We start from the raw sequence: 14705 nt of genomic DNA, 5'->3' as shown, positions 1-14705 counted from the left end.
GGTCGCGCGCTCAACTGCCGTCAGGCGGTCTTGGCGGCGACCAGCGCGTCGATCTTGGCGCACAGGTTCTTCATGACGAAATAGTCGTCGGTCGAAGCCTTGCCGTCATTGACCTCCTGGGTCCACTTTTCCAGCGGCACCTTGATGCCGAATTCCTTGTCGATGGCAAAGACGATGTCGAGGAAATCGAGGCTATCGATGCCGAGATCGTCGATCGTGTGGCTCTCGGGCGTGATGGTGTCGATATCGATCTCGCTGGTGTCGGCAATGATCTTGGCGACTTTGTCGAACGTGGTGGACAAGGGCTTTTCCTTCGGTTGCGGGCGGAATCTGTCCGCATGTGTTTGGGCGCTGTCTAATCGGTTTTTCCCGGCAGGAAAAGGCCTGATACGCCGGGCGCAGATGGGTAACGTGCTCAAGAAACGCAAGAAGGGCCACCGGCTAACCCGGCGGCCCTTCCCATTGACGTTACGACAGCTCAGCTGTCGCGGAGCTTGACCAGGTCGTTGAGCAGCCCGCCTGTTCCGTTGTGGACGGTCAGCCGCTCGACCTTGCCGGCGATGGTTTCCAGAGCCTCGAGCTCCTTCAGCCGCAGCATCACCGGGTTCTCCGCCATCACCCTGGCCGTGTTGAGCAGCGAACGCGTGGCGTTCGTCTCCTCGCGGCGACGGATGATGTTGGCCTCGGCCTGCTTTTCGGCCGACACCACCTGGTTGAGGATCTCGCGCATCTCGCCCGGCAGGATGACATCCTTGAGGGCAATATCGCTGACCTCCAACCCGATCCCGGCCATGTCGGCGCGAACCTTGGCCGCCGCTTCCTCGTCGACCGTAACCTTCTTTTCAAGGATCTGGTCGAGCGTCAGCGCGCTCAGCGTCTTGCGGAAGGCGTATTGGAGGGCGCGGTAGAGGGCTTCGGAGAAGTCCTTCACAGCGCTCACCGCCTTGACCGGATCGACGACCCAGTATTCGGCTGCGATGTTGACGCGGATCGTGACGCGATCCTTGGTCAGCACTTCCTGCCCGGCGACATCGAGCGACTGGCGCTTGAGGTCGACGACCTTGATCTGCACCACGCGTCCGACATTCCAGAAGCCATGCACGCCCGCCATGAGCGTCCGCACCAGGACACCGTCGATGAACAGCAGTCCGGCCTGACCGTCGACGACCGGATGGACGGACATCAATTCCGTCTTCCGGGCCTGGCCGAGCCGGCGCATGACCGCGGCATCGATGGCGAGATCGACTGACGTGTCGATCAGCGTCACCTTCCACGGGCCGGCATCGGTCCACAGCACGAGCTTGCGATCCGGCGCCAACACGGCATGCACGTTGCCGTCACCTTCAATGACGGCAACGTCCGTGCGCCCGGTGCGAACGACGGTGAAATGACGCGCGGCCACATCCGGGAGCTTGTCGAACAACGCCTTCTCGTATGCCGAGACGAATTCCGGGTTCTTCAGATCGTGCCGGGACACTTCAAGGCTGCCGCGCCGGTTGGCGAGCGAGTGCTCGCCCGGCATCAGGACAGCCTTGATCTCCCCCTTGTAGAGGGTGAGGGCACGTTCGTTTTCCCTTACGAGGACGCGCTCGCGTCCAAGAACCTTGTCGAGAATGGTCATTGTCTTACTCCTGTCGGGCATGGCCCCCTGCGAGGCGTCAAGTCATGCGTCGATCGTCCCTTTCGTTTCTCGTTTCGCGTCGTCATGGTCCGGGCACGAATGATCCGGGGACTGGTGGCATCGATCCGTGGCGGGCCTGCGGGAGCGGATCGCGGGGCAGCGAAACGGGCGCCGGAGGCCGGAGCCTCCCTTGCCGGCGACGCTGCGCCTTGACCATCACCGCGGGCCTGGCCGCGAGCCGATGGCGTCGGACTTTTCGATACGACCCGCGCCCGAAGGCTTGTGCCGTCCGTCAGATCTTCAGCATTCCAGTCCCGGACCGTTTTTCAGATAACACCTGGCAGGGTGCTGGCTTATCAGGCCAATGGAGAAGGAATCGAACCTTCGACAGTCAGATTATGAATCTGATGCTCTAACCAAACTGAGCTATCCGTGGTGTGGATGAAGGGACTCGAACCCTCGACCTCCGGACCCAAATCCAGCGCTCTCACCTCTGAGCTACACCCGCAATCCCAATCTCCAAAGCGGCGCCGTATACAGGGCGGCAAAGCCGCCTGCACGGGCGGAGACGAAAGCTCCAAACCACTGTGCTCGCTTCGGTTCTCGTGACCGGGAGCGCGCCTATAGCCCCTGCGACGGGTTGTCGCAAGCGGCATTGTCGCGGCGAATTTGCGGCTTCTTTCAGTCGTGGCATTTCGGCAACAGTTACCCGGGATGACGGGCCTGTCAGAAGGTGACGCGGCCGAGCACGCGCAGGCCGTCGCCCTTCGGCTCGACGATCACCGCTTCGCCTTCGCGCGGTGAGATGCCGGTGAGCGCGACGATGTTTTCCAGATGGGTGACCATGATCAGGTTGTCGGAGCCGGAATAGGCGCGGATTTCCGTCATGATCGCCGCGATCTGCGCCGCCTTCTGCGTCTCGTCGCCCTTCAGGAGATCGAGCGGCACGAAGGGCTTCGGCTCGGCCTCGAAGGCGATGCGCGCGGTGTCGAGGCAGCGGCAATAGCGGCTGGACAGCACCCGCTCGATGGGTGCCGCGCGGGCGGCAAACAAGGCGCCGATCTTGCTCGCCTGCTGCTTGCCGCGCGCCGACAGGTTGATCTGGTTGGCACAGCTATCGATGTCGAAACTGGCCGGATCGGTGGTGCCGGTGACCATGGCATGGCGAAGCAGCACGACATGGCCGCCGTCGCGCAGCAGCGCCCAGCCGGCGTCCGTTGCATGGGCCGCGACAGGGACGGTCAGCAGAAACAGCGCCAGCACAAATCGAATCATCCGCTATCCTTCTCCGGTTCCCGGCAATGGGCTCCGGGACTGGACATATAGGGACGGTAAAGCCAGTCGAAAGACAAGGCGCGGTCGGACCGAGCCTACGTCTTCGCCAACTGCTTTCACCAGGTCGATCTTCTGATCGGTCAACGGGATGGGGATCGTGTAGCCGGCTTCGGTAAAACCCTGCTTGGCGTTCTCGAAGAATTCGATCGCCTTTTGATATTCGGCCTTGCCGCCGCCATAGCTGGCGCGGTTCCAATGGATGTCGCCGAGATTGTTCTGTTCGAACGCCCACTGCATCGGCTGGCTCTCGCGGGTGAACACTTTCAGCGCCGCCGTGAAGGCCGCTTCGGCATCACCGAGATATTCGTCGGTCCGCTGGAGATTGCCGAGGTTGAGCAGGCTCATGCCGATGCCGTTCTGGGCATTGGCCCAGTCGACGGGTGCGGCCTCGGTTGTCAGCACCTCAAGTGCCGCCCTACGGGCTGCGATGGACTCGAGCAGGGTCTTGGGATCGGCATTGCTCATGCTTAGCCAGTGCAGTGTCGAGCCGAGGCCGTCGCGGTCGGTGACGTTGCGGGCGTCGAAGCCAAGGTCGGTCAGCATCTTGGCCATGTCGCGGGCGTCATTGGCCGGGTTGGGGAGGGCGGCGATGTGTTCGTATTTCGACTGGCCGATGATCAGCGCCACGCCTCTCAGGCTTTTCGTTTCCGCCGCCTGAAGCATGGTTGCATACAGGCAAAGCAGTGCTGCGACGAAAGCCGTCAGCCATATCTGCCGGAAAAGATTGCGCGTCGAGATTTCGACAAAAGCCATTTGTCGTTTGTCCGCCCCGATGATCCAAACCCTCCATAACGCTGCCAGCCGACCGTGATCAAATTCGGGCATGATCAAATTCAGGCGCGATTGCGCCGCGACCGTGGCTCGCCTATCCCTGAAAAATGTCGCCGCTCACCGAAACCGTCCTCTTCGTCTTCAGCCTTGTCGGGCTCGGCTATCTCGCCGGGTTCACCGGCTATCTGAAGCCGTCGAGCGGCGAGGGGATATCCGACTTTGCGGTCAGCGTGGCGATGCCGCTGCTGTTGTTCCAGACCATGGTGAATTCCGATTTCCACGGCGTCGCGCCATGGTCGCTATGGGGGGCCTATTTCGCAGCGGCGGCGATTACCTGGGCCGCCGGCCATCTGGTTACCACGCGGATCTTCGGACGGGACGCCCGCGCCGGCGTCGTTGGCGGCGTGTCTTCGGCCTATTCCAATGTCGTGCTGCTTGGTGCCCCCTTCATCCTTGGCATATTCGGGCCGAGCGGCTTCGAAGTGCTGTCGCTGCTGGTCTCCGTGCATCTGCCGGTCATGATGATGGCTTCGATCGTGCTGTTCGAGATGTTCGGCCGCAGCGGTGGCGAGCCCGTGCATCCCTTGCGCATCATCCGCAGTTTCCTGAGACGGCTATTCATCAATCCGCTGATCATCGGCATTCTGGCGGGGCTGGCATGGCGCCTCGGCGGCGTGCCGCTGCCCGACCTCGTCAAGCGGCTGGTGGATGTGCTGGCCAATACGGCCGGGCCGGTGGCGCTGTTCGCCATGGGGCTCAGCCTGCGCCGCTTCGGCATTTCCGGCAATGTCCGGCCGGCGCTGGCGCTTTCGGTGCTGAAGCTGTTCTTGATGCCGGCGCTAGTCCTTGCCTTCGTATGGCTGCTCGGCCTGCCGCCCTTGACGGCCAAGGTGGCGGTCGTGGTGGCGGCGCTGCCGTCCGGCATCAATTCCTATCTCATCGCCGTGCAGTTCAACACTGGCCAGGCGCTGGCCTCGAACCAGATGACCATCGCGACGGCCTGCGCCGCGGTCACCACCGCTTTCTGGCTGACCGTGGCGCTCCACGTTTTCTGATAGAACATGTCGATATTACAGATGATGCCGGCCTGCGGTCGGCATGCCATACGTCAGCTGCTCTCGTCTCTGGCTGGCCCAACCCCTATATGCCATCTTGCGATTGCTTGCGGGCCTTGCTCTCGGTAAAGAGCACTGGCTCCGGCGTGCCGGCTTCAGTCCATGGCGCACGCTCATCGAAGACTTCACAGACCGGCCCGTAAGCGCCGAACGGAGGATAGACCATGCTTCAGAAAACCAGCCATTTCATGCGGCAGGCCAATCTCATCAACGGCGAATGGGTGCAGGCCGACAGCGGCCAGACGGTCGACGTCAACAATCCGGCCACCGGCCTCAAAATCGGCACCGTGCCGAAGTCGGGCAAGGCCGAGACGCGCCGCGCCATCGAAGCCGCCGAAAAAGCATTCAAGACCTGGCGCAAGACGACGGCGCTCGAGCGCTCGAAGCTGCTGCGCAAGCTGCACGATGCGATGATGGACAACCAGGATGTGCTGGCCGAGCTGCTGACCATCGAGCAGGGCAAGTCGCTGTTCGAATCGAAGGGCGAGATCGGCTCGGCCGCGTCCTATATCCTGTGGTTCGCCGAGGAAGGTCGCCGCACCTATGGCGACGTGGTGCCCTCGCCATGGGCCGATCGCCGCATCCTGGTGACCAAGGAACCGGTCGGCGTCATCGCCGCCATCACGCCGTGGAATTTCCCGTCCTCGATGCTGGCCCGCAAGCTCGGACCGGCGCTCGCCGCCGGCTGCACTGCGGTGGTCAAGCCAGCGTCGCAGACGCCGTATTCGGGTCTGGCCTGGGGCGCGCTGGCCGAGGAAGTCGGCTTCCCCAAGGGCGTCATCAACATCCTGACCGGTTCGGCTAGCGAGATCGGCGACGAGATCTGCGCCAATCCGCTGGTGTCGAAGATCACCTTCACAGGATCGACCGAGGTCGGCAAACTTCTCATCCAGAAGTCGTCCGTCACCGTCAAGAAGGTGTCGATGGAACTTGGCGGCAACGCGCCGTTCATCGTCTTCGACGACGCCGACCTTGAACGTGCCGTCGCCGGCGCCATCACCGCCAAATACCGCAACTCCGGCCAGACCTGCGTCTGCACCAACCGCTTCCTGGTTCAGTCCGGCGTCTATGACAAGTTCGTCGAGAAGCTCGCCGCCGCCAGCAACGGCCTGAAGGTCGGTTCCGGCCTCGAGGACGGCGTGCAGCAGGGGCCGCTGATCGACGAAAAGGCGGTCGAGAAGGTCGAGGAACTGATCGCCGACGCCACCTCAAAGGGCGGCAAGATCGTTGCCGGCGGCAAGCGCCACGCGCTCGGCGGTTCGTTCTTCCAGCCGACGGTCATCGCCAACGCAACCCCCAAGATGCGCTTCATGAAGGAAGAGATCTTTGGCCCGGTCGCACCGGTGTTCAAGTTCGAGACCGAAGAAGAGGCCGTCGCGCTCGCCAACGACACCGAATTCGGCCTTGCCTGCTATTTCTACACCGGCGATCTCGGCCGCGCCTTCCGCGTCATGGAAGGGCTGAAATATGGCATGGTCGGCGTCAATGAAGGCCTCATCACCACGCCGGAGGCGCCGTTTGGCGGCGTCAAGGAATCCGGCCTCGGCAAGGAAGGCGGACATCAGGGCATCGAGGATTACCTCGATACCAAATATGTCTGCATCGGCGGCCTCGGCTTTTGATAACCCTATCCCCAAGGCAGGCAGGCCTGTGACCTGCCTGCCTCGGATGGAGAAAACCAGCCGAAATCCTCTGGATCAACTGGCGTTTGCGGGCATGGCGATGAAGGACGGTGAGGTTTTCGGTACGACGCAGGCAGGCGAGCCGGTGCGTCGCTTCACGATCAGGGGCGGTGGTCTCACCGCCAACATTCTCGGGCTCGGCGCGATCATCCAGGATCTGCGCCTGACCGGGCATGATGCACCGCTGGTGCTCGGCTATGACAGGTTTGAACCATACGAGACCGACACCGCCTTCTTCGGCGCGGTCGTCGGTCGTTATGCCAACCGCATTCGCGACGGCCGCTTCACCGTCGCCGGCCAGCGCTACCAGACCGAGCGCAACTTCCTCGACAAGCACACGCTGCATGGCGGCTCGCAAGGCTATTCCCACCGGCCGTGGACGGTCTCCTTGCATGGCAGGGATTTCGTCACGCTGACGCTGCACGACCCCGACGGGACGATGGGCTTTCCCGGCGCGCTCGACGTCACCTGCACCTACCGGCTGAAGATCCCCGGTGCGCTCAGCGTCGAACTGACCGCGACCTGCGAGGAGCCGACGCTGTGCAATCTCACCCAGCATTCCTATTTCAACCTCGATGATGGCGGCGCCGGCGACATTCTCGACCACAGGATGATGCTGAATGCCGGCGCCTACCTGCCGGTCGATGGCGACATGATCCCGACCGGCGTGGTCAAGCCGGTTGACGGCACGCCCTTCGATTTCCGCCAGGCGCGGCCGCTGCGCATGGAAACCGAAGGCGACCAGCTGCCCTACGACCAGAATTTCTGCCTCGCTCCGACGCGCGGGCCGCTCAAGCAGGCGTCGTGGACGCAAGGGGCGAGTTCCGGTGTCGAGATGGAGATGTGGACCACGGAGCCCGGCGTCCAGCTCTACACCGGCCAGTACGTGACGCCGCGCAAGGGGTTGGAAGGGCGAGATTACAAGGCCTTCTGCGGCTTCTGCCTGGAGCCGCAGATATGGCCGGATGCGCCGAACCGACCGTATTTCCCGCAGGCGACGCTGTGGCCGGGCGCGATCTACCATCATGTGACGGAATATCGCTTCCGGTTGCCTTAAGGTCTGCTGATATTCAGGTGAGGCCGGCCTGCAAATGGCGGCTTCCTGCGCTTCCGCTGCTCACGTACGAAAAGTACGCTCCGCTCCGGTTCTCGGAACCCACCTTGTTTGGTCGCTTCGCGCCCGTCTTCGACTCCGGCTCGGCCTGACCTGAATCTCAACAGACCTTAGCCGTCGAACGCGGTTCGTAGAATCTCGAACGGCGCCAGCGCGCCGCGCACCTGCACCACGGCGGCGGCGACGCGGTGCGCGCGCAATACGGCATCCGCCGGAGCGTGGCCCGCAAGGCGCGCGGCCAGATAGGCGCCATTGAAGGAATCGCCGGCGCCGGTCGTGTCGACGGGTTCTGCGACATGGATCGCCGGCACATCGTGCGATGTTCCGTTTTCGGCGATCAGCGCCGGCTGCTCGCCATTCTTGACGACCACCTCGGCGACCAGTTGCCCGAGCCGCTCCGCGGTCGCTTGCGGCGTCGCGTCGCCGAACAGCATCTGTTCGTCGGGGAAGGTCGGCAAGGCGATGTCGGTGACGGCAAGTGCTTCGGTGATCGCCGATTGCGCATCCCCGCGCTTGCGCCAGAGCCGCGGCCGGTAGTTGGGATCGAAGGCGACAGTCGAGCCCGCCGCCCGTGCCTTGGCCACGGCTGTCAGCAACGTAGCGCGCGCGGCATCTTCCAGAATTGCCAAAGTGATTCCGCTGAAATAGACAAGCGACTGATTTTCCAGGTTTTTCGACAACGCCGCCGGATCGGAGGCGAGCTGCCGGGCGGCGGCGTCGCCGCGCCAGTAGGTGAAGGAGCGCTCGGCGCCGGTCAGCGTGATGGCATAAAGACCGGGCCGCGTTCCCGCTATGATCGGGCTGGAACCGATGCCGATGCCGTTTTCGGCGAGGAAGCCGATCTGGCCTTGCGAGAAGGGATCATCGCCGAAGGCCGAGACATAAGTTGCCGGCCGGTCGCCGCTCAACGCATGCAGCGCCCACAGCGTGTTGAACGTGTCGCCGGCAAAGCCCATGCGCCAGTTCGGGCCGGTCTGGCCCGACAGTTCGAGCATGCATTCGCCGATCGAGGCGACGCCGTTTCCTGCCATCTGCAATCCTCCAGTGATCCCGGTGATGTAGCTTTTTGCCATCGGCAGCGCCATGCTTGGCAAGCAGGGTTTTTTACGCCACAGCGTTTTCCCACAGGCTGGCGGGACGCGATCCGTCCGGCAAAACGTTGTCTGTAGAAGAGGAACCGGTTTGGCATCGTTATGGCGTTATCTTCTGGCGGGTCTTGGTCTGGCTGCCTTGCTGGCCGGCATTCTCGCCGTCGTCTATCTGACGGCGCCGCGATCGTCGCAGCCTGCCGGCCCGGACGTCTCGCGGACGAAGAACACCGACAACGGATTGTTCGTGGCCAGCTTCGCACCGGAGCGGGGCGTTGTGCGGCAAGGCGAACTGGAATCCTGGCTGCTGACGCTGAAGACAAAGACAGGAGCTTCGGTGGAAGGGGCCGCGATCACGATCTCCGGCGGCATGCCGCAGCACAATCACGGCCTGCCGACCAGCCCGCAGGCGACCGACTATCTCGGCGACGGGCGCTATCGGATCGAAGGGGTGAAATTCACCATGAGCGGCTGGTGGCAGCTGCATTTCGCCATTTCGGCCGGCGCCGGCTCCGACACGGTGCTTTTCAACGTGGTGCTGTGAGCAACCAATGAGGCGCCTTTCGCTTTTTCTGGCGCTGATGGTGGTCTTCATCCTTGCCGGCTGCGGCAAGCCGGATTTTTCCGACGACGAGAAGAAGACCATCGCCTCGCTGGCGCTGTCGGCGCTGCCGTCGCTGAAGCCCGATACCACCAACCGCTTTGCCGACGTGCCGGCCGCTGCCGCCCTTGGTTCGACGCTGTTCTTCGATCTGGGGATGAGCCGCGACGGCACGGTCTCCTGCTCGACCTGCCACAAGATCGACCGGCAATTCCAGGACGACCTGCCGCAAGCGGTGGGCGTCGGCCGCACCAACCGGCGCACCATGCCACTGGCGGGTGTGGCGCGCGATCCCTGGTTCTTCTGGGACGGCCGCCGTGACAGTCTTTGGGCGCAAGCGCTGACCCCGCTCGAAAACCCGCTGGAGCAGGCGGGAAACCGCGCCGCCTACGCGCATTACATCAAGGCGCGCTTCGGCGAACGTTATGAGCGCATCTTCGGGCCATTGCCCGATTTTTCCGGCATGCCGTCGAATGCGAGCCCGCTTGGCACCGACGCCGAGAAGGCCGCGTGGAACGCGATGAGCGGCGCGCAGCGCCACGCGATCAACGGCGTCTTTGCCAATGTCGGCAAGGCGATCGCCGCCTTCGAACGGTCGATCGAGCCGGCGCCGACGCGCTTCGACCGCTTTGCGCTGGACTTGGTCACCGGCGCCGAGCCGAAAGGCAATGCGGTCTTTTCCCAAGAGGAAATCCTCGGGCTGAAACTGTTCATCGGCAAGGCCAATTGCGTGACCTGTCATGACGGCCCGCGCTTCACCGACAACAGTTTTCACAACACCGGCGTGCCGCCCGTCTCGGATCTGCCGCCGGATCGCGGCCGTATCGATGCCGTGGCGCAGGTCGAGGCCGACCCGTTCAACTGCATGGGCGATTTTCGCGACGGCAATGTCAGCGCCTGCGGCGAACTGCGTTTCATGGTCAAGGATGGGCCGCAGCTCATTCGCGCCTATAAGACGCCGTCATTGCGCGGCGCCGCCACGCGGCCGCCCTATATGCATGCCGGACAGTTTTCATCGCTCGACGAGGTGGTGGCGCATTACGCCAAGGCTGCGCCGAGCGTGGAGGGGACATCCGAAATTCACCCGTTGGAGTTGTCGGACCGCGAACGTGCGGCACTGGTGGCATTTTTGAAGACTCTGGCGGAGTAAATTACCTGTCCTTCACCGTTTCCATCGCCACGAAGGTCGAGGTCTGGGCGACGTGGGGCAGGGCCGAGATGCGCTCGCCCAGCACGCGGCGATAGGCGGCGATGTCCCGGGTGCGGACCTTCAGCAGATAATCGAAGCTCGACGCCATCATGTGGCACTGCTCGATCTCCGGCACGGCCTGCACGGACCGGTTGAAGGCATCGAGCGCGGCGGAACGGGTGTCGGACAATTTGACCTGGACGAAGGCTACATGGCCTTCGCCCATGCGCTCGCGATCGATGATCGCCTGGTAGCCCCTGATGTAGCCGTCCTTCTCCAGTCGCTTCACCCGCGCCTGCACCGGCGTCTTCGACAGGCCGACCTTTGCCGCCAGTTCGGACATGGAAAGCCGGCCATCGCTTGCCAGCGCCGACAGGATGTTTCGGTCGATGCGGTCCAATTGGTCTTCTGTCATCGAAAGAGCAGTCCATATGCCTGTATTGGGCCGCTATGATAGATCGAACGTTCCATCATGTCGATTTCTTTGGACCGACTGAAATCCGTACCTGTGCTAGCTTGCGCCATTCGGTCCGGTGACCGCCGGCCCGCTTCCTGATGCTCGCTCCGCAGGACCACCATGCCGCTCGATACCATTCGCCAGCAGATCCGTGCCAACTACCTGCCCGACGAAGACGAGGCGGTGAAACGACTGACCGAGGCGACGGGGCTTTCCGCGAAAGACCGCAAGGCGATCTCGGCCCGCGCCGCCGATCTGGTGAGGGCGGTGCGCGGCTCCTCCGATCCGAGGCTGATGGAGGTCTTCCTCTCAGCCTACGGTCTCTCCACCAAGGAAGGTGTGGCGCTGATGTGCCTGGCCGAGGCATTGCTGCGCGTGCCCGACACCGAGACCATGGACGATCTCATCGCTGACAAGATCGCGCCGCACGACTGGTCGGCGCATTCGGGCGGTTCGAGCTCCATCTTCGTCAACGCCTCGACCTGGGCGCTGATGCTGACCGGCCGCGTTCTCGATGAAGGCGAGGGCGGCATCGAAGGCACGCTGCGCTCGATGGTGCGCCGGCTGGGCGAACCGGTCATCCGCAAGGCGGTGGCCGCCGCCATGCGCGAGATGGGCGAGCAGTTCGTGCTTGGCCGCACCATCGCCGAGGCCGTCAAGCGCGGCCGGCCGATGACGCAGAAGGGTTATCTCTATTCCTTCGACATGCTGGGCGAGGCGGCTCGCACCGAGGCCGATGCGCTGCGCTATCACAAGGCCTATGCTGACGCCATTTCCTCGCTCGATGCCGGTTCCAACGGCCCGGACATCCGCCAGAACCACGGCATTTCGGTCAAGCTGTCGGCGCTGCATCCGCGCTACGAGGTGGCGCAGAAGGACGAGATGCTGCCTGTCATGTCCGAGCGCCTGCTATCGCTGGCACTGGCAGCACGGCATTCGCGTATGGGTCTCAACATCGACGCCGAGGAGGCCGACCGCCTCGACCTGTCGCTCGACGTCATCGAGCGGGTGCTGGCCGAGCCGGAGCTCGCCGGCTGGAACGGCTTTGGCGTCGTCGTCCAGGCCTACGGCCCGCGCGCCGCCTTTGCCATCGACTGGCTCTATGCGATTGCCAAGAAATACGACCGCACCATCATGGTGCGGCTGGTCAAGGGCGCTTATTGGGACACCGAGATCAAACGGGCGCAGGTGCTTGGACTTACCGGCTATCCCGTCTTCACCCGCAAGGCCAACACCGACGTCTCCTACATGGCTTGCGCGAAGAAGCTGCTGTCGATGACCGACCGCATCTATCCGCAATTCGCCACCCACAACGCCCACACCGTCGCCGCCATTCTGTCGATGGCCGAGAATCGCGATTCTTTCGAGTTCCAGCGCCTGCATGGCATGGGTGAGGCGCTGCACGAAACGGTGCGCAAGGCCGAGGGCACGCGCTGCCGCATCTATGCGCCGGTCGGCGCGCATTCCGATCTGCTAGCCTATCTGGTCCGCCGGCTGCTGGAGAACGGCGCCAATTCTTCCTTCGTGCATCAGCTGACCGACGAGGAGGTCGAGCCGGAGGACATCGCCCGCGATCCGCTCGAAACGGTCGAGGATCAGGGCCCCGCCGCCAATCCGGCGATTGTCCGGCCATCCCAGATCTTCGGCACTGGGCGCCGCAACTCCAAGGGTTTTGACATCACCGACACGGTGACGCTGGCGGCGATCGACAAGGCCAAGGCGGCGTTTGCAGGCCCCGACCGCTGGCATGCCAAGCCGATCACGCGGGCCGCCGGCTATGGCAAGCAGCGCCCGGTGGCCAATCCGGCGAAGCCGTCCGAAGTGGTCGGCACGGTCAGCGAAGCCACCGCCAAGCAGGTAACGACCGCGGTGCGCATCGCGGCGGAGGCGCAGCCGGCGTGGGCAAAACGTCCCGTCGCAGAGCGCGCCGCCATCCTCAACCGCGCCGCCGATCTCTATGAGGCGAATGCCGTCGAGTTCTTCGCGCTGGCCACCCGTGAGGCTGGCAAATCGCTGGCCGACGGGGTTGCAGAAGTTCGCGAGGCGGTCGACTTCCTGCGTTACTACGCGGCCGAGGCGGCCAATGCGGAAACGGGCACGCAAGCGCGCGGCGCCATCGTCTGCATTTCGCCGTGGAATTTCCCGCTCGCCATTTTCACCGGCCAGATCGCCGCGGCGCTCGTCACCGGCAATTCGGTGATCGCCAAGCCGGCCGAGCAGACGCCGCTGATCGCCTTCCGCGCCGTCGAACTGCTGCGCGAGGCCGGCGTGCCGGAAGATGTCATCCAGCTTTTGCCCGGCGACGGTCCATCGGTCGGCGCGCCGCTGACCGCAGACCCGCGCATTGCCGGCGTCTGCTTCACCGGTTCGACCGAGGTCGCCAAGCTGATCGAGAAGCAACTGGCCGAGACCGCCGCGCCCGACGCCATGCTGATCGCCGAGACCGGCGGGTTGAATGCTATGATCGTCGATTCGACAGCGCTGCCCGAGCAGGCGGTGCGCGACATCCTGGCCTCGGCCTTCCAGAGTGCCGGCCAGCGCTGCTCGGCGCTGCGCGTGCTCTATGTGCAGAAAGACGTCGAGAAGAAGATGCTGGAGATGCTGAAGGGCGCCATGGAGGCGCTCAGCATCGGCGATCCCTGGCGGATTTCGACCGATGTCGGCCCGGTCATCGACGACGAGGCGCAGACTTCGATCCGAGAGTACTGCACGAAGATGGGGCTGCAGGGCCGGCTGATCGCCAAGCTCGAGGCGCCCAGGGATGGCCGCTTCGTCGCGCCGCACGTCTTCCGGGTCAAGGGCATCGAGGAGATGGATCGCGAGGTGTTCGGGCCGGTGCTGCATGTCGCGACGTTCGATGCCGACGGGATCGACGCGGTGATCGCGGCCATCAACCGCAAGGGCTACGGCCTGACTTTTGGCTTGCACACCCGCATCGAGGGCCGCGTGCAGCATTTCGTCGACGGCATCCATGCCGGCAACATCTATGTCAACCGCAACCAGATCGGTGCCGTCGTCGGCTCGCAGCCGTTTGGCGGCGAAGGCCTGTCAGGCACCGGGCCAAAGGCCGGCGGCCCGCACTACCTCCGCCGCTTCCGCAAGGGGCCGGAGGCAGGCACGCACCTCGCCGATGGCCACAAGGTGACGGCGACCGAGCTTGCCGACAATCTGCCCGATCCAACGCTGGGCGGCTGGTCGACGCGGCCTGACCGCGTCGCCATCCTGAGGAAGCATCTGCGCGGCAAGGGTGCGGCGGCCATTGGTGCCGCCGCCGGCATCGATTTCGGCCAGGTCGATTTGCCCGGGCCGACCGGGGAAGCCAACACGCTGTCGCTGTCACCGCGCGGACGGGTGCTGTGCCTCGGCCCCGACGCCGACACGCTGCTTGCCCAGGCGATCCAGGCACTCGCCGCCGGCAATGCGGTGCTGGCGGTTGCGCCGGGCGCACCGGCTGCGCTCTCGGCGCTGACCGGCAAGGGCCTGCCGCTGGCAGCCATAGATGGCCGGCCTGATCCGGTCGAAGCGCGCTCGCTGCGCGTCGACGTGGTCGCCTTTTCCGGCACGCCCGAGGCCGTGCGCATCGTGCGCAAGGTCATCGCCGACCGCTCCGGCCCGATCGTGCTGCTGGTCAGCGAGGTGCTGAACCCGGCGGCCTATGCGCATGAGCGCGCCGTCTGCGTCGACACCACAGCGGCGGGCGGCAATGCCAGCCTGCTGGCCGGGGCTTGAGCT

12 protein-coding genes and 2 tRNA genes are annotated in these 14705 nt (G+C 64.2%); 6 read left to right on the top strand and 8 right to left on the bottom strand.

All coding sequences use genetic code 11. The features are described 5' to 3' along the window. Positions 1-20 precede the first annotated feature (20 nt). The 6 genes from BPNPMPFG_RS07005 to BPNPMPFG_RS06980 form a co-directional block, all read right to left on the bottom strand. Entirely contained in the window at positions 21-302 is a 282-nt protein-coding gene (locus BPNPMPFG_RS07005; RefSeq protein WP_010909964.1) for an acyl carrier protein, read from the bottom strand. A gap of 176 nt (positions 303-478) precedes the next feature. Further along, positions 479-1621 carry a slipin family protein gene (locus tag BPNPMPFG_RS07000; RefSeq protein ID WP_258594253.1) on the bottom strand — a complete coding sequence of 381 codons (1143 nt, stop codon included), beginning with the start codon at positions 1619-1621 and terminating at the stop codon, positions 479-481. 361 nt (positions 1622-1982) lie between these two features. Further along, positions 1983-2052: transfer RNA gene (locus tag BPNPMPFG_RS06995), tRNA-Met, on the bottom strand. Positions 2053-2054: 2 nt separating this feature from the next. After that, positions 2055-2129, bottom strand: a tRNA-OTHER gene (locus BPNPMPFG_RS06990). Between the two features lie 218 nt (positions 2130-2347). Next, a complete protein-coding gene (locus BPNPMPFG_RS06985) occupies positions 2348-2896 on the bottom strand; it encodes a histidine phosphatase family protein (RefSeq protein ID WP_258594251.1) in 549 nt (182 codons plus the stop codon). 3 nt (positions 2897-2899) lie between these two features. Continuing rightward, positions 2900-3709: a caspase family protein gene (locus tag BPNPMPFG_RS06980; RefSeq protein ID WP_258594249.1), complete on the bottom strand. Its 810-nt coding sequence runs from the start codon at positions 3707-3709 to the stop codon at positions 2900-2902. 125 nt (positions 3710-3834) lie between these two features. Between BPNPMPFG_RS06980 and BPNPMPFG_RS06975 the strand changes: the two genes are divergently transcribed. From BPNPMPFG_RS06975 to BPNPMPFG_RS06965, 3 genes are all read left to right on the top strand, one after another. Then, complete coding sequence (locus tag BPNPMPFG_RS06975; protein ID WP_258594247.1) at positions 3835-4782, top strand: AEC family transporter; 948 nt, start codon at positions 3835-3837, stop codon at positions 4780-4782. Between the two features lie 224 nt (positions 4783-5006). Then, a complete protein-coding gene (locus BPNPMPFG_RS06970) occupies positions 5007-6464 on the top strand; it encodes an NAD-dependent succinate-semialdehyde dehydrogenase (RefSeq protein ID WP_258594246.1) in 1458 nt (485 codons plus the stop codon). A gap of 94 nt (positions 6465-6558) precedes the next feature. Then, positions 6559-7581 (top strand): aldose epimerase family protein, encoded by a 1023-nt coding sequence (locus BPNPMPFG_RS06965; protein ID WP_258594245.1) that lies wholly within the window; start codon positions 6559-6561, stop codon positions 7579-7581. 167 nt (positions 7582-7748) lie between these two features. Here the strand turns inward: BPNPMPFG_RS06965 and BPNPMPFG_RS06960 are convergent, their stop codons facing one another. Beyond that, a complete protein-coding gene (locus tag BPNPMPFG_RS06960; RefSeq protein WP_258597086.1) occupies positions 7749-8669 on the bottom strand; it encodes a sugar kinase in 921 nt (306 codons plus the stop codon). 151 nt (positions 8670-8820) lie between these two features. Here BPNPMPFG_RS06960 and BPNPMPFG_RS06955 point away from each other — a divergent pair, with 151 nt between their 5' ends. Further along, entirely contained in the window at positions 8821-9270 is a 450-nt protein-coding gene (locus tag BPNPMPFG_RS06955) for a FixH family protein (protein WP_258594243.1), read from the top strand. A 7-nt stretch (positions 9271-9277) separates the two neighbouring features. After that, positions 9278-10477 (top strand): cytochrome-c peroxidase, encoded by a 1200-nt coding sequence (locus BPNPMPFG_RS06950; protein ID WP_258594241.1) that lies wholly within the window; start codon positions 9278-9280, stop codon positions 10475-10477. 1 nt (position 10478) lies between these two features. Here BPNPMPFG_RS06950 and BPNPMPFG_RS06945 read toward each other — a convergent pair whose 3' ends face one another. Further along, on the bottom strand, positions 10479-10931 hold the full coding sequence (locus BPNPMPFG_RS06945; RefSeq protein ID WP_027029407.1) for an Lrp/AsnC family transcriptional regulator: 453 nt from the start codon (positions 10929-10931) through the stop codon (positions 10479-10481). 162 nt (positions 10932-11093) lie between these two features. On the opposite strand from BPNPMPFG_RS06945, the gene putA reads away from it, so the two are divergent. Next, entirely contained in the window at positions 11094-14702 is a 3609-nt protein-coding gene (putA, locus tag BPNPMPFG_RS06940) for a bifunctional proline dehydrogenase/L-glutamate gamma-semialdehyde dehydrogenase PutA (protein ID WP_258594239.1), read from the top strand. Positions 14703-14705 lie beyond the last annotated feature (3 nt).

The organism is Mesorhizobium sp. AR07, assembly GCF_024746815.1.
In the GTDB taxonomy this organism is placed as follows: Bacteria; Pseudomonadota; Alphaproteobacteria; order Rhizobiales; family Rhizobiaceae; genus Mesorhizobium.
Note: the sequence above shows the minus strand (reverse complement) of the source record. Positions and strands in the feature narration are given on the sequence as shown.

Excerpts from the sequence above, each read along its gene's own strand:
- BPNPMPFG_RS06965 (WP_258594245.1), top strand. The coding sequence starts at position 6,559 with ATGGCGATGAAGGACGGTGAGGTTTTCGGTACGACGCAGGCAGGCGAG.
- BPNPMPFG_RS06945 (WP_027029407.1), bottom strand. The coding sequence starts at position 10,931 with ATGACAGAAGACCAATTGGACCGCATCGACCGAAACATCCTGTCGGCG.
- BPNPMPFG_RS06980 (WP_258594249.1), bottom strand. The coding sequence starts at position 3,709 with ATGGCTTTTGTCGAAATCTCGACGCGCAATCTTTTCCGGCAGATATGG.
- BPNPMPFG_RS06950 (WP_258594241.1), top strand. The coding sequence starts at position 9,278 with ATGAGGCGCCTTTCGCTTTTTCTGGCGCTGATGGTGGTCTTCATCCTT.
- BPNPMPFG_RS06985 (WP_258594251.1), bottom strand. The coding sequence starts at position 2,896 with ATGATTCGATTTGTGCTGGCGCTGTTTCTGCTGACCGTCCCTGTCGCG.
- BPNPMPFG_RS07000 (WP_258594253.1), bottom strand. The coding sequence starts at position 1,621 with ATGACCATTCTCGACAAGGTTCTTGGACGCGAGCGCGTCCTCGTAAGG.
- putA (WP_258594239.1), top strand. The coding sequence starts at position 11,094 with ATGCCGCTCGATACCATTCGCCAGCAGATCCGTGCCAACTACCTGCCC.
- BPNPMPFG_RS06975 (WP_258594247.1), top strand. The coding sequence starts at position 3,835 with ATGTCGCCGCTCACCGAAACCGTCCTCTTCGTCTTCAGCCTTGTCGGG.
- BPNPMPFG_RS06960 (WP_258597086.1), bottom strand. The coding sequence starts at position 8,669 with ATGGCAGGAAACGGCGTCGCCTCGATCGGCGAATGCATGCTCGAACTG.
- BPNPMPFG_RS06970 (WP_258594246.1), top strand. The coding sequence starts at position 5,007 with ATGCTTCAGAAAACCAGCCATTTCATGCGGCAGGCCAATCTCATCAAC.